This window comes from Shewanella sp. SM68 (genome assembly GCF_025653925.1).
In the GTDB taxonomy this organism is placed as follows: Bacteria; Pseudomonadota; Gammaproteobacteria; order Enterobacterales; family Shewanellaceae; genus Shewanella; species Shewanella oncorhynchi.
The window spans coordinates 211,641-231,724 of sequence record NZ_JAKKRU010000003.1; the positions used below are offsets into that span (position 1 = coordinate 211,641).

Annotated in this window: 16 protein-coding genes; 8 read left to right on the forward strand and 8 right to left on the reverse strand. The window is 44.3% G+C overall.

The features are described from left to right. Window positions 1-67 precede the first annotated feature (67 nt). The 7 genes from L5M40_RS06510 (at window position 68) to L5M40_RS06540 (ending at window position 10,120) form a co-directional block, all read left to right on the forward strand. Window positions 68-1,606: a hypothetical protein gene (locus tag L5M40_RS06510; RefSeq protein WP_263177345.1), complete on the forward strand. Its 1,539-nt coding sequence runs from the start codon at window positions 68-70 to the stop codon at window positions 1,604-1,606. Window positions 1,607-1,859: 253 nt separating this feature from the next. Continuing rightward, window positions 1,860-2,738, forward strand: coding sequence for an ABC transporter ATP-binding protein (locus tag L5M40_RS06515; protein ID WP_219256113.1), 879 nt, complete (start codon window positions 1,860-1,862; stop codon window positions 2,736-2,738). 12 nt (window positions 2,739-2,750) lie between these two features. Next, window positions 2,751-6,308: an ABC transporter permease/M1 family aminopeptidase gene (locus L5M40_RS06520; protein WP_263177343.1), complete on the forward strand. Its 3,558-nt coding sequence runs from the start codon at window positions 2,751-2,753 to the stop codon at window positions 6,306-6,308. 172 nt (window positions 6,309-6,480) lie between these two features. Beyond that, on the forward strand, window positions 6,481-8,202 hold the full coding sequence (locus L5M40_RS06525; protein WP_263177342.1) for a phospho-sugar mutase: 1,722 nt from the start codon (window positions 6,481-6,483) through the stop codon (window positions 8,200-8,202). Window positions 8,203-8,376: 174 nt separating this feature from the next. Continuing rightward, window positions 8,377-8,760 carry a VOC family protein gene (locus L5M40_RS06530; protein WP_028760505.1) on the forward strand — a complete coding sequence of 128 codons (384 nt, stop codon included), beginning with the start codon at window positions 8,377-8,379 and terminating at the stop codon, window positions 8,758-8,760. A gap of 87 nt (window positions 8,761-8,847) precedes the next feature. Next, window positions 8,848-9,297 carry a GyrI-like domain-containing protein gene (locus L5M40_RS06535; protein ID WP_263256488.1) on the forward strand — a complete coding sequence of 150 codons (450 nt, stop codon included), beginning with the start codon at window positions 8,848-8,850 and terminating at the stop codon, window positions 9,295-9,297. Between the two features lie 109 nt (window positions 9,298-9,406). Beyond that, entirely contained in the window at window positions 9,407-10,120 is a 714-nt protein-coding gene (locus tag L5M40_RS06540; RefSeq protein WP_028760503.1) for a helix-turn-helix transcriptional regulator, read from the forward strand. A gap of 105 nt (window positions 10,121-10,225) precedes the next feature. Here L5M40_RS06540 and L5M40_RS06545 read toward each other — a convergent pair whose 3' ends face one another. From L5M40_RS06545 to L5M40_RS06575, 7 genes are all read right to left on the reverse strand, one after another. Then, window positions 10,226-11,518 carry an aerolysin family beta-barrel pore-forming toxin gene (locus tag L5M40_RS06545; RefSeq protein WP_263172183.1) on the reverse strand — a complete coding sequence of 431 codons (1,293 nt, stop codon included), beginning with the start codon at window positions 11,516-11,518 and terminating at the stop codon, window positions 10,226-10,228. Between the two features lie 714 nt (window positions 11,519-12,232). Next, window positions 12,233-12,535 (reverse strand): AzlD domain-containing protein, encoded by a 303-nt coding sequence (locus L5M40_RS06550; protein WP_263165913.1) that lies wholly within the window; start codon window positions 12,533-12,535, stop codon window positions 12,233-12,235. Next, window positions 12,532-13,371 (reverse strand): AzlC family ABC transporter permease, encoded by an 840-nt coding sequence (locus tag L5M40_RS06555; protein WP_263177643.1) that lies wholly within the window; start codon window positions 13,369-13,371, stop codon window positions 12,532-12,534. The genes L5M40_RS06550 and L5M40_RS06555 overlap by 4 nt, the downstream gene beginning before the upstream one ends. 125 nt (window positions 13,372-13,496) lie before the next feature. Next, window positions 13,497-14,333, reverse strand: a complete 837-nt coding sequence (locus tag L5M40_RS06560) for an AraC family transcriptional regulator (RefSeq protein ID WP_263149007.1) — start codon at window positions 14,331-14,333, stop codon at window positions 13,497-13,499. A 189-nt stretch (window positions 14,334-14,522) separates the two neighbouring features. Further along, window positions 14,523-15,179 (reverse strand): Vat family streptogramin A O-acetyltransferase, encoded by a 657-nt coding sequence (locus L5M40_RS06565; protein WP_263256434.1) that lies wholly within the window; start codon window positions 15,177-15,179, stop codon window positions 14,523-14,525. Window positions 15,180-15,209: 30 nt separating this feature from the next. Continuing rightward, entirely contained in the window at window positions 15,210-15,725 is a 516-nt protein-coding gene (locus L5M40_RS06570; protein WP_263177645.1) for a ClbS/DfsB family four-helix bundle protein, read from the reverse strand. 57 nt (window positions 15,726-15,782) lie between these two features. After that, window positions 15,783-16,100 carry a hypothetical protein gene (locus tag L5M40_RS06575; RefSeq protein ID WP_317629668.1) on the reverse strand — a complete coding sequence of 106 codons (318 nt, stop codon included), beginning with the start codon at window positions 16,098-16,100 and terminating at the stop codon, window positions 15,783-15,785. A gap of 744 nt (window positions 16,101-16,844) precedes the next feature. Here L5M40_RS06575 and L5M40_RS06580 point away from each other — a divergent pair. Next, window positions 16,845-17,801: a hypothetical protein gene (locus L5M40_RS06580; protein ID WP_263256435.1), complete on the forward strand. Its 957-nt coding sequence runs from the start codon at window positions 16,845-16,847 to the stop codon at window positions 17,799-17,801. Between the two features lie 552 nt (window positions 17,802-18,353). Here L5M40_RS06580 and panP read toward each other — a convergent pair. After that, window positions 18,354-20,003: a pyridoxal-dependent aspartate 1-decarboxylase PanP gene (gene panP, locus L5M40_RS06585; RefSeq protein ID WP_263177652.1), complete on the reverse strand. Its 1,650-nt coding sequence runs from the start codon at window positions 20,001-20,003 to the stop codon at window positions 18,354-18,356. Window positions 20,004-20,084: the final 81 nt, after the last annotated feature.

Below are 20,084 nucleotides of genomic sequence, written 5' to 3' on the forward strand. Positions count from 1 at the left end.
CGAGCCGTTGTTAGTTTTGGGCTCACAAAGGGAGTTTTTAGGACTAATACTCTTCAAGGACGATATTATGAAACTCAACATTACCGCCATACTTCTGCTCACCGTTTGTTCATTGACCACAGTCAACGCAAAAGCTGCAGATAAGCAATCGCCCAACACTAGATCTAACGCAAATTCAACCTGTACTGGAGCCTATCCAAGTTACTTCCAAGATCCTGCTTTTACAAAAACAGGTATGTGGGACAATCAAGTCATTATCAACCAAGCTTATTCTGGCTGGAAGGGGCCTATTTTTAGCCTCAGTGATGCTTATTCGAGTGCTAAACCAGATAGCGCTGCACCTTGGCTTAAATTCAATCCCTTCGATAAAAATCTGAGTGAAAGTGATAAAAATACCCAAGCTGAGCAATACCTCTGGGCTGTGATGAAGTACATCCAAGAGGGAAACATCGACAAAGGCGATGTCAGTAAAGACTGGGATCTGTGTAACAACAAGGTGCGCTCTTGGTACCATATTCCCTATCAGACCTATGATCCCATGAGTGGGCGGGAATTTATCCATGGCTTGACCCGAGAAGCCCCCGTTACTATGGAGATAAAAGGCCAAGGCTCCCTTAAAACCACTATGTGGGCGGTGGGTTTTTATAATCCTCAGGCGGCAAACAGCATTGGCAAGGTATGGACGGGGGCACCATCACCTGTGATGCCCCAGCAAAATTTTGCATTTAATGAAGGCAGTGTGATTGGCAAGTTACTGTTCACTACCGCAACGCCTAATAACTATCCTTTCCTTGAAAATGTACCTGTTTGGCAAGCCAATATCAGTGCCAGTGATTTCTGTGTATGTAAAAACGCCGATGGCAGTGCCTGTAGTTTCCAACAGGAAACAGAGCAATGCCCGCGCTCTGTCGCCGATGTGTACTTGTTGCAGTTTGATATTGCAGTGCGCGACAGCCGTTCACCCGTGGGCTGGGCCTATGGCACTTTTGTCGCCGATGGTCAGTTTAAAGCGAAAGAGAAAAATCCTTGGGATCGTATCTCACCTCTGGGATTAATGTGGGGGAATGACACGCCGCCAGCAACAGTGGGAGCGGCAGCATTCCCTCAAAACCCAATCACAGGGCTTAAGGATAGCGCGGTATTTCAAGAGGTCGTTGGCCGTTTGAATGAGCACACCAATGCGGGACACTTAGGGTGTAATGGGCGTTTAAATGGCCCTGCGGATAATGCATTAAGTAGCTGTTTATCTTGCCATCAAACTGCTTCAGTTCCTGATAGTACCAATAATACACCGGCAATCCTGTACCAATTTGCCTCGTATCAAGAGCCGGGCAGTGGCCAATGTTTAATATCGCCCAGCGCCCTCGATTTATCGATTGACCAAGTGTATTTCAAAACCTTTATGTGTTCTGCATCCTTCGTTGGACCCAGTAATATAGTCCCTGCACCTAAATATACTCAAGGGCAAAAACAGTGGATTTCTACTGATTTTTCGTTGCAGCTCAGTATTAGTCTCACCCAGTGGCATGAATGGCAACAAGACCAAGATAACCTGAAAAAGAATATCAAAGTACGTGTATTTGATGGCACTTTACCCTCGCGCTAATGTTGGCGTTTATGTAACTAATTGTATTTAGTACGCCATATTTTAATTCGCAGCATATTTTTACTTTTATATTGTATTTCAATAGCAAGGGACTCAAATAGAGTCCCTTTTGCTATTTTAGGGATTAAGAATATGTAGTTTGTTTTGCTGGCTAGCATTCTGTAAGTACATGAATATCTTGATAACTACTGTAAAGGTTAATTTTATGTGATAGTTTGTCGGTATTTTGAACTCACAGACGCAAGAGGGAAGCATGCTGACTATTTCTAATCTCACTAAAACCTATGATAACGGTGTTAAAGCACTCGATGGTGTTGATTTAACGATTTCCAAAGGGATGTTTGGTTTACTCGGACCCAATGGCGCGGGAAAGTCATCACTCATGCGTACCATTGCCGCCCTGCAAAGTGCCGATAGTGGCAGCATAGTGTTTGATGGTATTGATGTATTAGCCGATCCTCAAGCGCTGCGTAAAACCTTAGGCTATTTACCCCAGGATTTTAATGTTTATCCGCGTATTAGCGCCTATGACCTGTTAGATCATTTAGCCATTCTTAAGGGCATTAATCAGAGCAAGCTGCGTAAAGAAGCGGTTGAAGGATTGTTGGCACACACCAATCTTTATCAGCATAAAAATAAAGCCGTGAGTGGTTTCTCTGGCGGTATGCGTCAGCGCTTTGGTATTGCTCAGGCCTTGCTTGGTGATCCTAAGTTATTGATTGTGGATGAGCCTACCGCGGGTCTCGATCCCGAAGAACGTAACCGTTTCCATAACTTGCTGGTGAGTTTAGGCGAGGAAAAAGTGGTAATCCTCTCGACTCACATTGTCGAAGATGTGTCTGAACTCTGCGCTAATATGGCGGTTTTGGCATCGGGTAAAATTCTGCTTCAAGGCAATCCACATCAATTGGTGGGTGAATTAACGGAAAAAATTTGGACTAAGACTGTGAGTCAAGCACAGGCGCAGGAGCTTGAAGCGCAATTACCTGTGATTTCTAAGCGTTTATTAGCGGGACGCACAGTCCTTAATGTGATGGCTGAAACTTGTCCTGAAGGATTTACCTCTGCGACTGCTGGGCTTGAAGATCTGTATTTTTCGACTTTGCTCAGTCACCGCCGTCAGGCTGCCTAAGGAGATATCAATATGTTGTTATCAATGCTTAGGTTTGAGTGGCGTTATTATTTGCGTCAGCCATCCTTTTATGTTGTTTCTTTTCTATTGTTTTTAATGAGTTTTCTATCAGTCGTCTCTAACAATATTCAAATTGGTAGCGGCGGTGAGGTGATGAAAAACAGCCCATTTGGGATTACTCAAACCATGTTGATCATGGGACTTATTTCCATGTTTGCCGTGGTGAATTTTGTGGGTAGCACGGCTATTCGCAATCATCAGCATTTGATGGAAGAGCTGATTTATAGCAAACCCCTATCACCATTTGCATACCAATTTGGTCGATTTCTCGGCAGTTTTGTTGTGGTGATGATGGTATTTGCCTTTATCCCCATAGGGTTAATGCTCGGCTCTTTTATGCCATGGGTCGATGCTAGCCGTTTTGGGCCTTTTGCGTTATCGAATTATCTTGTGCCGTATTTTTTACTCGCCATGCCGACTTTGCTGCTGATCTCGACTCTATTCTATGCGATGGCAAGTCATTTTCGTTCCTTAATGGCGCTCTATCTGACCGCTGTAGCCATGTTGGTGCTGTATACCTTGACGGGCGAAATGGCGAGTCAGCCACAATATCGTACTATTGCTGCTTTGCTTGATCCCTTTGCGCTGCGCACCTTTGCCGAAGTGACCCGTTACTGGACCATTAGCGAGAAGAATAGCCAGTTAATTGAATTCTCAGGACTCGTACTGCAAAACCGGGCGATATGGTTTGGAATTGTCTGCGTGTTACTGGCCGTTTCAGGGATTTTCCGTCAGCCGAGTTTGACTAAGAAACGTGAGAAAAAATCCGATAAAGCAGGAAAAGTTCCTAGCTTAGTGCCTTTGGCACAATTGGCTATGGCAACTGAGCCTAATGGTCGCCAGCAATTTTGGACGCGGGTTAAATTTGAAGTACGGCAAGTACTATTTACCGCGCCATTTGTGGTGTTAGGTGTGCTGACTATTTTCAATTTAGTCGGCCCCATGTTCGATGATTTTGGTTGGTACGGCACATCTAATTGGCCATTAACCCAAGATATGGTGAATAACATTGCCGGCGCGACTGGGTTATTGATGGTGATAGTGCTGATTTATTACAGCGCAGAAATCGTCTGGCGTGAACGCAGTTCAGGAATGGGAGATATCGTCGATAGCGTTCCTGTATCAAACTTAAGCTTTTGGGGCTCAAAGTTAGTGTCTGTGGTCATAGTGATGACCTTGCTCTATGTGCTCGCAATGTGTACCACAATTGTATTTCAATTGATAAAAGGTCAAACCAATCTTGAGATTGCTCAGTACCTTATTCGACTGGGATTTTATTACCTCCTTCCGCTGTTGATGACCGCTGTGCTGGCGTTTTTCCTGCAAGTGCTTAGCCCAAATAAGTACGCAGGTATGGGACTATTTGTTGCTTATTATCTAACGACATTTGTTATGGCAAGCTGGGGATTTGGCCATAGCTTATATAACTTTGGTCAATCACCGACCTTAATTTACTCGGATATGAACGGCTACGGTTGGGGCTTATTAAGTCATGCACTCTATATGATTTACTGGGGGGCTTTTAGCCTTATCCTGTTTGTTTTAGGCTATGGCTTGTACCATCGCGGACCGCAGCAAAGCCTTAAAACCCGTATGGGATTACTGAGTTATCAGCTCGGTTTTAGTGGCAAAGCCATTGTAAGCGTTGCTTTGGTAGTGTTTTTGGGCATGGGCAGTTATTTGTTCTACCAAACAAAAGTGTTGAATCATTATTTAACCCAAGATGAAACCACAGATCTGCAAGCTGATTATGAGAAGGCCTTCAAACAATACCAAAACATGCCGATTTTAGTGGCTACTAAGGTCAATGCAAATATTGATATTTTCCCTGAAGAGCGAAAAATTGTTGCTAAGGTGATATTCGAATGGCAAAACAAGTCAGATAAACCAATCGAAAGGATGTTAGTGCAGTGGCCCGAGCATACTGAGGCCGAAACGGTAAAAATCAATATCCCGAATACAAACTTAGGTGAGTTAGATAGCCGCTATCGCAATGCTTGGTTGACCTTTTCGACACCTGTGCAGCCTGGGCAGGTGGTGCAAGGGGACATTCAATTAGTACGTCAGTCTGTGGGTATTGCTGAAGCTGGCTTTGATATGTCAGTGGTTGAAAATGGGACCTTCATCAACAACTTCGAACTATTGCCCCTTTTGGGTTATCAAGATGGCTATGAGCTGATGGATCGCCACGAGCGCGAAAAGCGCGATTTAGCCGAAAAAGCTCGAGCGAACAAGCTTGAAGACAGCCGTTACTACACGCAAAACTTCTTTGGCGTCGATGGTGATTTCATTCAGTTTGAAGCCACTATTTCGACAAGTGCAGATCAAATTGCATTAGCGCCAGGGTATTTGCAAAAACAGTGGCAGCAGGATGGGCGTGAGTATTTCCATTATTCAATGGATAGCCCTATGGTGAATTTCTACGCGATTATTTCGGGCCGTTATCAGGTGGAAAAAACTGAGCACAATGGTGTTGCGGTTGAGGTTTACTACCATGCGGAGCATCCTTGGAACGTTGCGCGCATGATAGAGTCCGTTAAAGATTCTATCGATTACTACACACAAGCATTTGGGCCTTATCAGCATAAGCAAATGCGAATTATGGAGTTTCCGGGGTACCGTAGTTTTGCACAAAGTTTTGCTAATACAGTGCCTTACTCAGAGCGTATTGGTTTTATTACTGATTTACGCAATGAGGATAATATCGATCCTGTGTATTACGTCACAGCCCATGAAGTGGCACATCAATGGTGGGGACACCAAGTGGGCGCTGCGAATGTGCAGGGCAGTGCTGTGATATCCGAAAGCTTGTCGCAGTATTCGGCGCTGATGGTGTTGGAGAAAAAGTACGGCGATAAAATGATCCGTAAATTCTTGAAATATGAATTAGATAGATATTTACGTGGCCGTTCATCCGAATCCATAAAAGAAATGCCTTTGCTGCGCAGTGAAAATCAGCAGTACATTCATTATCAGAAAGGCTCAGTGGTGATGATGGCGATTAAAGATGTGTTGGGTGAAGAGAAACTCAACGCTAATTTGAAGGCATTCTTAGCGCGTTATCAGTATCGTAACGATCCTTTCCCAACCACATTGGATTTAGTGAGTTACCTTGAGCAAGGTACGGATGAAGCGCAAGCTCGCTTTATCGATGAATCTTTTAATGAGATCACACTCTACGACCTCAGGTTAACCAATGCGGTAATGACCACTCTGCCTGATGGTAAGACGCAAGTTGACTTGAGCATTTATGCCAGTCGCAAAGTCGCGAGTGGTAAAGGTGAAGAAGCCGAACAACCTTTAGATGCCATCATCGATATAGGTGCCTTTAGTGCCGATCCCGATAAGCTAAAGGATGACAAACAGGTGTTATTGATTGAGAAGCACAGGCTGGTCAGTGGTGAAAACAAGCTGACGATCACTTTGGCTGAAAAACCCAGTTATGTGGGGGTCGATCCCTTTGTGAAGCTCATCGACAGAGATACGAAGGATAATATCTTTAAACTCTAAATCCGTTTTGAAACCAGTTTGTTAAAACCAACGCACTATCTGGCATGACCTGTTAGATAGTGCGTTTTTTATGGCAATACCCATGGCTCATTTTGAAATTAATGCAAATTAGCTTGTTCTTCTACGTGCTTTTTCCTAAGGTGATTGCAAATGATTTTCAATGAGGCGTGATATGAATACCCATCTGCAGTTACAGGTAAACCATTGGCTTGAAAATGATCCTGACCCTCGCACTCAAGCCCAGTTACAAACCCTAATTGATAGCGGCAATGAAGCTGAACTCGCAGCGCGCTTTGCGGGTCGCTTGGAATTTGGCACCGCAGGATTACGCGGTGTCGTCGGTGCTGGGCCTATGGGGATGAACCGTTTGGTGATCCGCCAAACCTCTGCTGGTCTTGGTGCTTATCTACTTGATCAGATTAAAGATGCCGCCGAGCGCGGCGTGGTGATTGGTTATGATGGCCGCCACGATTCATTTAATTTTGCCCATGATGCAGCGAGTGTGCTCACCGCTATGGGGATTAAGGTACGCTTAACGTCCAAAGTAGCGCCAACGCCGTTGGTGGCCTTTGGGGTAAAACATTTTAATGCGGCAGCGGGCATTGTGGTGACCGCGAGTCATAACCCGCCGCAATACAATGGCTATAAAGTCTATTGGGAGAATGGCGCGCAGATTATTCCGCCCCACGACTCTGGCATTGCCGCGCAAATTGAGCGCGCCGCAAATCAAGCGATTCCGTTTTTAGAGCATGATGACGCGGTAACACAAGGTAAGTTAATTATCCTGCAGGACGATTTTTACCAAAGCTATCGTCATGGCGTGCAGCAAGCTGAGGTGCTGCAAAACCATACCGCTCCTGAAAAGGTCAGTTTAGCCTATACCGCCATGCACGGTGTGGGTGCCGAAATGGCTGAAACGGTATTGAAAGATGCAGGTTTCACCCAAGTGTATTCGGTTGCCTCCCAGCGTGAACCCGATGGGGATTTCCCGACGGTGAACTTCCCAAACCCTGAAGAAAAGGGTGCGATGGATTTAGTGATTGCCGAGGCGAAAAAACACGGCGCTATGCTCGCCTGTGCTAACGATCCCGATGCCGACCGTTTTGCGGTTGCAGTGCGTAAAGAGGATGGCGAGTATCAGATGCTGACGGGCGATCAAGTCGGTGTGCTCTTTGGGCATTACTTGTTATCTCACGCCAAAGATAATCAACGACTTACGGGCACAACGATAGTGTCATCGAGCCTGTTATCTAAAATTGCTCAATGGTTTGGCACGCAAAGCTTTACCACGCTCACCGGCTTTAAGTGGCTGATGAATGTAGGGATTGCAAAAACTTCGCCTGAGGATCAATTCCTGTTTGCCTATGAAGAAGCCCTTGGCTATACGGTGGGCAGTATGGTGTGGGATAAAGATGGCTTGTCGGCGCTGGTGGCATTTGCCCAATTAACTGCCGAGCTGGTGGCGAAGGGGCAAACGATTTGGGACAGACTCGAGCAAATTTACCGTGAGCATGGCTTCCATCTCAATGCGCAGGTGAGCATTGCGCTAAAACCTGACACGCCCAATATTGGCGCCTATTTGCGCGAGCATCCACCGGTGAAGATTGGTGAGTTAGATGTGCTCTCAACCGATGATTTAAAGGCGCTTGAGCGTCGTTTTGCCGATGGAAATATTGAGAAAATCGACTTACCACCGAGCGATGTATTGACTTACTGCTTAGCGGGCGGGGCTCGGGTGATCGTCAGACCATCTGGCACTGAACCTAAAATTAAGTGCTACTACGAAGTGGTAGAAACTATGGTTGATACAGATACCTTAGCCAGCGTCCAAGCGAGGGCGAGCAAAGCCATGGATGATTTTATTCAGGCACATCAAACCAGTTTGCCAAAATAATCTTGGTTGCTGGTTAAGTTAAAACGCCAAAATTCACTTTTATTAAAAGGCTACTGACATCATGCTGTCAGTAGCCTTGTTTTATTCTTGTTGTCGCCCGTTAATGATTCTGTCCTGAATTGTACGAATAAGGTTTTGAATCATTGATATTTTTTCAACAAGGAGAAAGTGAAAATGTTATCTATTGCACCGTTAGTTTGGGGTGAAATTCCTGTCAGTGACATGAACCGTGCCATTGCTTTTTATCAACAGCATTTTGGGGTTGAGTTTAAACGTGACGATATGGAAGACATGGAATATGCGAGCATAGTCACTGAGGATGCGAGTGCGGCGAGCATAGGGCTAGTCAAGTGCAGTATGAGTCAGCCGTCAATGCAGGGCAGCACAGTGTATTTGCATTTCAGCACCCACTTACAACCGCTAGTGGATAAACTCGCTGCCGCCAATGTGAATATTTTGCTGCCAGTGACGCCGATTAATGGTGGAGAGTGTGGTTACATCGCGTTATTTGCCGATAGTGAAGGCAATAAAGTCGGTCTGTGGTCTAAGGATAAGTAGTTTCGAGTGTTAAATTGTTAGCGTCGTGCCCTTAGGCACGACGCTAACATTAACCTATTGGTTTAGATTTCTATGGAAGAAACAAAGATGGATGTGGTTTATATTGATGCTCGACCGTTACTTGGACTAAGCACCCGCACGAATAATCGGGCAGAAATGTCTGTCGATAGCGCGAGAATAGGTAGTCTGTGGCAAGCCTTTTTTAAATCATCCCAGCTCACCGCTATGCTCAATTCGCCCATGTATGGCGTGTATTATGACTATGAGTCAGACATGAATGGCGAGTTTTCTGTGCTGGTGGGTAAGGCAATTGATGCCCCTGTTGATGCAAGTCATTTTACGCCATTGGAGCTTAACGCGGGCAAGTACCTAAAATTCACCGCTCAGGGTGATATGCCCCAGTGTGTTATCGATCTTTGGGGGCAAGTGTGGGGTTATTTTAGCGCGGCTGATTGCTCTCATCAGCGACGCTATCAAACGGATTTTGAAGTCTATCTTAGTGCTACTGAGGTTGAGATCTATATCGGGATTTTATGATTCAAATCGTAAAAACACTCAAGTGTGTATTCAAAGACATACCAGCGATTGATCTAGGATAATAATACTTAATCAACTGATTGATAGATAAAGGGTTAAACCAGAGCTAATGCGCCGCGCTGACCGCCTATTTCAAATAGTGCAAATTCTCAAACATAAACGCTTAACCACAGCCCAAGAGTTGGCTGAACGGTTAGAGGTTTCTACACGCACGATTTACCGTGATGTGCAGGACCTGTGTTTAAGTGGCATTCCTATTGAAGGGGAAGCGGGTGTCGGCTATTTGTTGCGCCACGAGGTTAATGTTCCGCCCTTGATGTTTAACGAAGCCGAACTCGAAGCGATTCAAGTTGGCATGCGTATGGTGCAAACTTGGGGTGGTAAGGAGCTTGGTAGCGCCGCGAGGCAGGCGATGATTAAAGTCGAAGCTGTGTTGCCTAAACGATTACAAGCCTATCAATCCTTAATGTTTTCACCGGATTTTTACCTCGATTCCAATGAGTTTCAATTCCTCGATCCCTTGCGTAATGCGGCTCAGCGCCGCGAATACGTCAAACTCTTCTATCAAGACGTCAAACTGGATGTCACCGAGCGGGAAGTTAGGCCGCTCGCCATCTATTTTTGGCGTGGTACTTGGACCTTACTGACATGGTGTGAGCTACGTGCTGATTTTCGTAATTTCAGGGTCGATCGCATCACAGGTCTTGTGCGGTTAAACCGTCATTTTGATCTCACTCTCGGGCAAGAGCTTGAAGATTATATTTGCCTGATGGATGAGCAATCAAAGGCGCGAGCAGAAGCGAAAGAAAAGCCACTCGAATGAGTGGCTTTGTATTACATTTTTAATTTGCTAGTAACGGGCTAGTTGTATCGAGATCTCTCTGATACTAGTGTCATCGCTGTTATTGAGAGTCTAAGCTCACCGTTTTTAATTGTTTAACATGACTTCGCTTGATTGCGAAATATTCAGTTTTTTGATTAAACCATCTTCATCATTGTTTTGGATCTCGCCGACGGCAACCTGAATATTGCGACTCAGTCCTAATTTTTGAGCGCTTTTAGGACGATTAGCAATGTCTTCATCCGTTAGTGGATAGGATTCACTGGCATCGATATTAAATTGACTTGAATCTATTGCAGTAAATTTACCGCTGATAGGTGCGCCATGTTGTCTAACAATATTCGCCAATTGCCACTCAAACCCACTTTTTGACTGTGCCGAATTAATCGCAGCAGGCCAATCCCATACACCATAACCGTTTATATCTTGATGAAGATATTGATCGACTAAGGCTTCTGGTCCATTCAGATTATTCGCATTCGCTCCGCCAAAGGTGTAAGGGAAGTTAGGTCTATTTGTCGGATGATTAATATGCGCATTACCACCCCATTTTAAGAAGTTCTCATATTTTATATCGTACATCATATATAAACTTGAGGTGTATGGGACATCTGCCTTTTGTTTAAATAGGGTGATTGAGATATAACGTTTGCTGCGAGGCGGCATAATTGCGCGGTACTGCGCCTGACTCGAAATCGTTGTACTTTTGCCGTCGGTTTCACTCCAACCTTGGCTGGCAGAAAATTCGGCGCTGATTTCAGAACTCGCTCCACCTATTCCTGGAATACCCACTTCATATTTATTGGTTACGCCAATTTTCTCGGAGAAAGAGAAATTATCGGTTTTGGCCCAGCTAGTGGTGTAATCATAGTTTAGGGTGGCTACACCGGTATCTTCGGTATCGCCCCAGTTATAGATAACCACAGGAGCAGTATAAATAGCCTCACGATCATAAACTTGAGGTGAACCTAACTTTAGACTTTGAGGATTAGTGACGAAATGAATATTTTGTAAATTTACCTTCAAACGTTCATTCGCTCTGTAGCCGCTTGCATAAGGATCATTGCCGTTATAGCGGGCTTTAAGACTATATTCGTTGCTCGATTCTCTTCTGACTTCGATGTCTTCACCAACATACTGGGATGCTGTACCGCCAGCCCATGCATATCCAAGATGGTGCCCTAAGGAGAATAACGAGCTGATAAACGAGGGGTCGTTAATTGCATCATTTTTAAGCGAATCAAGATCAGGGGCTGCGTGTTCTACCATTGACAGTTTTGGAATAGTATTCGGAATAGCAGCTTCGGCCAACAAAGAAACAGTTCCAAGTGCGGTTAAACAGGATAACGTTAATATACCCAGGCTAGATTTTTTTCTCATGATTGTTCCTTTATTTTAATAAAATACGTCCTTTCATTGAGAGCGCCGATGGCAATTATATGTAGTTCTAAATCATATAAATAATCATTACTGCTAGGCACATCTAAAACTAGCACTTTTATTTTTATTAAACAAAATAAAAATGAATTAATTTAAGGTGTGTTTTAATCTGGTTAAAAATGTTAATTACTTTATTTTTAAACGGTATTTATAACTTTATAATATAGTGTATTTACTTTAATTTTTAGTGGGTTGGTTTTTGAATGTGGATTAATATTTATGCGGCATTTTATTATGTAAAAATTTTAAATGGACTCTTCATTCCGAGAACTATACCTAGAAAAATACTGAGATTAGTGCCGTAATAGATGCAGTAAATAACATTTCTGAATGGACGTTTTTAGAGACTAAATAGTTTGAATATGGTTAGGTTAAGTATTTTGTTTTTATTGTTTGAGCCTTTGTTATTGCTGATAAATATCATCACCCTTCCATTATCGTCGATGTGTGAAATACCGTTAAAGCCGATACTGTTAGTTGCACAGACATAAGAATCTAAGTACATGAAGATTGTGGAAAATCAAGATAACGTGTCAGTAATTTTCTAGGGGGGATGTCTCAGAGAGGATTAGGCTGTGTAAAAGAGTGGTAGGGGCGGTGTAAATGATTGATGCAAGAGTCAGTGCCGTTGCTGAGCACTGACTCTTTGTTGACTTAGTGGATAAAGAAAAACAGTCCCATACTCAGTACTGTGGTCAGCAAGGTATTACGGGTGACGAGCGCCAACACTGTAGCGACTACGGCGCAGATGAGATAGCTGTTGTCTAGGCTCAGACCGAGCTGACCTTCCTGCACAAACACTATGGGCGCAAAGATCGCAGTGAGTACCGCAGGGGCCGAGTAACTTAAAAAGGTTTGGGTGCCCTTACTTAATCGCAGCGGTAGTTTAGGCTCAAGTAGTAAATGACGACTGATAAACACAACCGCCGCCATTGAAAAGATCATTAACCAAATCATGCTTTCTCTCCTGACAATGTTTTTGTCTTAATGTCAGTCCCTGTTCCTGTATCCACTTCTGTTTTGGTCTGTGCGCTTGCTAACTGATTTGCGGATTGTTCTGCGCGTTCCGCTTCCTTGGTCACTTTGGCGTAAAGTACACCTGCCGTCATTCCCGCAATGGCGGCAATGAGCAGTCCCGCTTGAATTTTAAAAACGGCGCATATCACTGCTAGGGTAAGCGAGACTAATACACAGACGAGAATCGATGGTTTTTTTATGGTAGGAACGACCAGAGCGATAAAGGTGGCTGCGATTGCAAAATCTAATCCCATCTCATCTAAATTCTCAATCGCATTGCCCGCCACTATGCCAAGTAGTGTGGCTATATTCCAACCGATATAGAAACTCAAACCGCCGCCAAGGGCGTACCAAGGGTCGAACTTATATAACTTGCCTTGATTGGCGATGGCAAACAGTTCATCTGTGAGCAAAAAGCCCAATGTTAGGCGCCACTTTAATGGCAACGGACTGATTTGACTGCGCATCGCCATTGCATATAACAGATGGCGTGAGGTGATGAGTAACGTCGTAATTAAGATACTCCACAGACCAATACCGGCTTTCACCATGCCGAGCACCACTAATTGAGCCGCGCCCGCAAAGATAATCGCCGACATGGCTTGGCTCTCAATGGGCGTTAGCCCAACCTCAATGGCGAAGGAGCCCGCTAAAATGCCCCAAGGTACAACCGCTATCGTCAACGGCATCATGGCTAATGTACCTTTTAAAAATGCCTTGGATTTCGATGGATGCACAGGATAAACATCAGGTTCTATAAGCTTGTCGGTTGTCACTTTGGCTCCTAAAAATAGCGGCGACGGGGTTGCCGTTAAACAATAAATGCTTGGATAAGGTTGCTTGCTTAGTCAATAGAGGAGAAAGCAAGAATGAGCATGGCAGATTAACTTAAAGTGGTTGTTTAGGCTTGGATAATATTGCGGCCTATTTCTTTGGCAAATTGCCCCGGTGTTACGCCGACTGTCTTCTTAAAATGTCGATTCAAGTGACTTTGATCGTGAAAACCACAATCGAGGGCGACATCAAGCAGCCGTGTGCCTTGTTTGATTTTTCCTTTGGCGAGTCTCACTCTTGCCTGAATTTGGTAAGCGTGGGGCGGTAAGCCGTAATAACGCTGAAATTGGTTCAGCAAATAATAGGGGCTTAATCCCGCGAGTGTTGCCAGCTCTTCAAGGGAGATGTCGGCTGCAGGATGATCGTCGATAAAGGATTTCACCAGTGCTAACGCAGGCTTAGCGATTACAGCGAGGTTATCGCTTGGGCGATTCTTGCCATGGCGTGTCATCAACTGTGTCAAGCTGGAATAGACCAAGCTTTCGCGCAGTAAGCGATTGTCCGATGTATCTAAAGTCGTAAAGGTGAAGCGCAGTAATTCGGCTAATTCAGGATCGTACACTACGGGCTCAGGGAAATAGGGCGCACCGCGGTTTGATGCTAGCTCACTGTTAATATTGGCAAACTGCGCGGGTACTGGATACATGGCACGATAGGACCAACCGCCCTCGGTGGCGCTACAACCATTATGGACTTCGTCGGCGTTGACGAGAATGATGCTGTGCTTTGGCGCCACATGGTTGCCACCCGTGCGATAAAAACGCTGCGCCCCCGTTTCAATCACGCCGACTGTGTAACCTTCGTGGGTGTGCCGACTAAAGTTTTGTTTATGGTAGTGGGCATTGAGTAACTCGAGGCCACCTAATTCACCGGCAATCTGGTAGGCCGCATGTTCTGTGTTCACACTAGGCCTCCGTGTTTAGTGTATGAATGGGCGGGTTGTGCCTGATAGTAACCCAGAAACCCTCAGTGCTTTTGTACAAAATTGCGCATATAGGATTTTGTTTGCGTTTAATGGCGTTTTTTTAATGTGTGTTGCTTAATGCTTGTCGCTTAAGATTTTTTGTTCAGTCTTGCTCGCGATAGGCGTTATTTAGGTTGCCTGCTGTAATGTTGTGAGTTCTGCCCCCGCGATAGCCTCAAGGTGTTGAGTTATTTTCTCTATCGGCCAATCCCACCAAGCGATGGTAACAAGCTCATCTATCACAGTTTGCTCGAATCTCAGCTTGATCACTGTGGCAGGATTACCACCAACCACAGCGTAGGGTGGCACATCTTTTGTTACTACGGATTGACTGGCAACAATGGCGCCGTGGCCAATTTTCACCCCAGGCATGATAGTGGCGTTATAACCAATCCATACGTCGTTACCGATACAGGTGTCGCCCTTAAAAGGTAAATCTTCGGGCTTGGGCGCCGCTTTCTCCCAGCCATTGCCGAAGATATAAAAAGGATAAGTCGAGAAGCCAGATACTTGATGATTGGCGCCATTCATAATGAATTTCACGTCTTTCGCAATGGCACAGAATTTACCGATATTCAGTTTATCGCCAATAAAGTCAAAGTGATAAAGTACATTCGACTCGAACCTCTCAGGACCTGCTGGATCGTCATAATAAGTGTAATCACCGACAATAATGTTCTCGCGGGAAATAAATTTTTTAAGAAAGCCAACCTGAGGAAAGCCTTTCATCGGCGCTTTATCGTTGGGATTTGGACCTAACTGCGGGTGAGTGTGGGTACTTGGCATGAATACCTCCGTGCTTAAAAGAGTTGTTTACTAGGGTAATGCATTGTCTTTTTTGAATCGTCGTACTTTGGTACGCATATTCTTCATCGGGGAGTAAGTATTGAACTGGATCATACGGCCCAGAGTCCATTTATCGTACCAAGTTATGCCGTATAGTTGCTGATTACTGAGACTAGCAATCAGCGTTGACAATTTTTCCATTGTCATTTCATATTCATCAAGTAAATCAGTATATTGCCATTGGCTATATTCATGATGAAATCGCTCTGCTAATAATCCCAGTTGATTCCATTTATAACCCGTATCGGGAAAATCAACGGGGAGTGCTTGCGATGTTAACTCGTACCATTTGAGCACTAATTTACCCCAACCAATAAGGTAAGCGACGGTATCACTTACACTCATTTGTGTACCTTTGATGTTTCCTTCTAAGCTGCACACACGGGACATTTGGGTTGTGATTGAACGATAGTCAGCCATCAATTTGGGGAAAACTGAGTAAATAGCCAATTCAAGTTCTTGTTTTGATTGGGGTACAGATGTCATCACTACCTCGTCTACATTAGATGCTTAGGCTGAGTTTAACATCATCTATTGGGCTGTTTAGTATTCACCTGTCACAATAAGCTCTTGTTCAATAGACTCAACTACTAAGGCAAGCGTAGTTTTTTCTCGCATAAAGCCGACAGAGCAAATCGCCATCGCGCCGCTACCACAGGTTATTTCAGGGTAATCTTCTGTCATTGGCGTTTCATCTTCTGCTACGGGTGCTAATACCCAGCCAGCAGCCAATAAACTCGATTTCACCTCAGCGTATTTTTTACCCCATAACGCGCTGCTGTCCTGTGCTGGAGCATATAGAGGCAATGCGCCAAGACTTAGCATGACCAGTGGGAGAATGTTTTTTCGCATGGAAAACATCTTAGTTCCTATGTGATTTCGGGGATGATTGATGGTTATTTTTTTAAAGGCTAAATCAACGTCGTGAGGCTTCATCCCACACCTGAATCCCATTAAGCCTTTGGTATGGCTGATAGTCTGTTACTCACAATTAGTGCATTCAAACTATTTATTAATGAGTGTCTCGTTAAATATTTTTTCGTTAAATAATTTAAAAGCAAAGTCAAAGTCGTGGGGCTTCACCCCACACCCGACCAAGGAGGACTGCTCGTCCTATCCTCCTTAGATGCTCCAAGACGCCCCAACGGAGTTGAAAGCCCCTTGTGCTCATTACCAAAATTGCTATCGCTTCCGAAGGATGCGTCCCTGCACCTGCGAAAGCTAGTCGGTCATCCATGACCGAACTCACGCAATTTGTCTATTCGCCCTGCGGCAACTCCGAGGGGAAGTGTATTCTGTTACTTCGGAGTTAACTGTGAATTCTAAAAGATTCAAGCCAGTCCTGTCTTTCTTATTTTGTCATAGACGGTCACTATCATAGCAGTGCTTGATCATTAAGGTATTGATAGTAAAGATGGTTTGTTATTTACAATTAGGGCATTCCAAGAATTTAATAATGGGTGTCTTGTTAAGCTGTTGGTGTTTAAGGGGAATATTGGTTGTAAATGAACTTAATCAATCCATCCAATAAAGTAAACAAGATGTTGCCTTGCGGTCTTCAAAGTTGTAATGTCATTGGCGTCAATGGGTTATGAGGTTCTGGTGATGGATAAAAGTAGTGGTAGCGAAGTTAAAGACAGAATGGTTTGGCCTAAAGTAGTATATGAGATTTTCGTAAACAAGAGTGGTATTCATTTTTTCTATATAGCATCTATTTTAATTGCATTGTTGGTTGTGGTTATTAGTTATAAATTCTCTGAAAATAATAATCTTGTTGCTTATATCTCATTTGCAGCAACAATCTCATCATTGATTTTAGCGACTTTTGCTATTTTTTATGCCGTTTATACAAACGGTGAGTTAGCTAAATCACTTTCAAATGTTAATGATGGGGCTGAAATCATTGATAAGTCTTCAAAAGAGCTGAGGTCTTCAAGTGAAAATTTAAATGTGACCTCAAAAAACATTGGCGATTCAATGAATGATTTAATTAGGCGGATAGACGATATCCCCAGATTTATTCATGAAAAAATTGAATTGGTAAACTCAAATGTCGAGAAAATCAGTAATAATCTAGAGTCATTTCAAGCTCCAAAATCTAATGTTGGCTCAAATAAAATAAATCTAGATAGTAATACTTCAGAATTCATCAGATCTTTGTCTGTTATCGTAAAAATTTACTCACTGGTTATATTGTTAAGTAATAAGTCAGGGAAATTTATTACTGAAGATATTGGTAATATTGATGTTTTAGATGGAATTCTTGGTCTATTGACCACATCTTCTATTTTTAGCAGTTTAGGTTTAGCCGATGTCATTGTGAATAAAAGAAGAGAAAAGAATACGCTAGTAGTTAGTAAGGTTTTGCCTGACTTTGAAAAAGCTGTTTTTGATGAGATTGAAAGGCGTTTCTTTACTGAGTCCGATGACATACAAAAGCTGCCTGACGTATATATACAAGATATTGTTGAAATTTTTAATTATTTTGATGAAGAGCCGCCGCAGCAATATAGTGCAATGTATAATTACTATATTGTTACACTTACTGAAAATGTTGAGTAATCATCATATTAGTACCCGTTAATGGGTACGCTTTTATCCCGCTCCAAATCCCCGAATACCTACTAAGCGCACTTAGCCAACGCTGTGAAGTGTTAACCCGCCGCAGCGTATCCCAAGGGGAAAACCATGCTTAAAAAATACCTGCCTTTTGTGGCGATTGCTGTCGGCGTTGTCTATGTCGCGAATCGCGTCCTGTCTATTCGCCGTTTAATTGGTTAAGGGGAGAACATGCGTACAACAGTTGAACTCCCATCTTTTCAAATGTTGCCGCAGATTACACCTAGATTTGCGAAGGCGAATTCTATTGCGGACGTGACCTTCGATGACATGGATGTCATCGCAGAGCCGCCATGGATGGCTTCGTGGCGTGTCACGGAAGCAATGGAATTTGTCGTATCAACTACGTGAATAGAAGCTCTTTATCTTTGTTATTTCACCAAGTTTTCCGCAAATTTAGCTCTGCCAATAAAAACAGCCGCAAAAAATTTGCGGCTGTTTGCGATTAACACACTGTATTTAAACTGGGATTGAAAGCTTACATCAAACCACTTGCTAATCAGCCACCATCGCCATGAGTGCGGGTAAAAACTCTTTATCTAGTGCGGCGATTTCGCTTTGTTCGACCAGCACTTGATTGAGAATGTCATGGCTGGTGAGGGGGTTGGCTAGTACCACACGGAATACCACGGTCGCTTGTCTAAAATAGCGAGCTGGCTGAATGCGAGTGCGGGAGACGAAAGACTTACCCTGTTCGCGTTGGTGCTTTTGAATAAACTGAGTAAGACCATCGAGCAGCTCGTTAAAGCGAGCGAGTTTTACTGTGTCTGCTTGCTCACAGGCAAGCTGCATGGCGGCTTGGATGCGGGCTGGCACATAACGGTAAGTCAGCAGACAAAGTTCTGGCTCAGTGATTAGCTCAAAATCCTCATGGGCTTTGATTTGTTCGGCAAAATAGCGGGCTTTTTCAAGGCTGTTATTGATTAATATTTCATAACCATCGCGGCCGATGATCTGTAAGCAAGCGTGCACTAACATCGCCATGCCGGGGCGTGAGCCTTCGAGCGTTTGGCTGCCTAAGTCCTTTGAACCACGGCGCAGAATATATTCGGCGTGGTGGGCAATGGCGTGGGCAAACTCTGGGTCTTTAAATAACACCATGCCTGCGCCCATAGGCACGTACATTTGTTTGTGGGCATCGATAGTGACTGAGTCAGCAAGTTCGATACCTGCGAGTAAGTGGCGGTATTTATTGGATAATAAACTCGCGCCGCCCCAAGCAGCATCCACATGGAAATGGCAGTTTAACTCTTTTGCCAGCGCAGCTAATTCTGTCAGTGGGTCAACATTACCGGTTTCTGTGGTGCCAGCCACGCCAACAATCGCCAACACTTTGATGTTTTTATTGGCAAGTTCAAGGGCGGCTTGGCGCATTTTCGCGACATCGACTTTGTTATCGCTGCCAGTGGGAATGCTGATGATATTGTCGCGACCGATACCAAGCAGATCGACGGCTTTACCCAGCGAATAGTGGCCTCGCTCCGACACTAAAATCGCTAAATCATCATAGCCATAGTGGCGCAGCGCCTTGAATAAGCCTTCGCGGCTGACGCCTTTAAACTCACCCTCGGCTTTCAATAATTGGTTACGGGCAATCCACAGCGCCGTGATGTTGGCAACCGTGCCGCCAGAGCAAAATGCCCCGAGAGAATGATTGGCGCTGTGCATCCAGCTTTGATAAAAATCCGTATCTTGGGCATAAATCAAATGGTGCATCATGCCGAGCACTTGGCGTTCAAGCGGCGTAAATGCCTTTGAGGTTTCGATTTTGACCAGATTTTGATTGAGTCCCACCATCATTTTTGACAGCGGCAACACAAAGTAGGGCAGTGCCGAAGTCATGTGGCCGATAAAACTCGGTGCCGCTGTGTGTACCGAATGCGCCACCAGATTTTGCATAATTTCGTCGGTGTAATCGGAGACAAAACGCGGCTGAGTTGGGATCTCAAAGGCTTGAAAATCGGTTTCGATTTCAGACAAGGGTTTTTCGAGCGCGGCGATACTGTCACCCAAAAAGCCTGCTAAGTCCTCGGAGAGCTTTTGCTCGATAATACTCAGCGTTGAGCTTGCATCTTCCGGTGCAGTAAAAATGCGGAGCAAACTTGCTTCGGATGCGGTGGCTTGGCGAGGGAGTTTCTGGGTCATGGGGCTTGCCGTCTATTAATTTTTATAGTGAAACCGCAAATTAGCTCGAAGAGTATAACGGACCAGTGATTCTCGACCAGT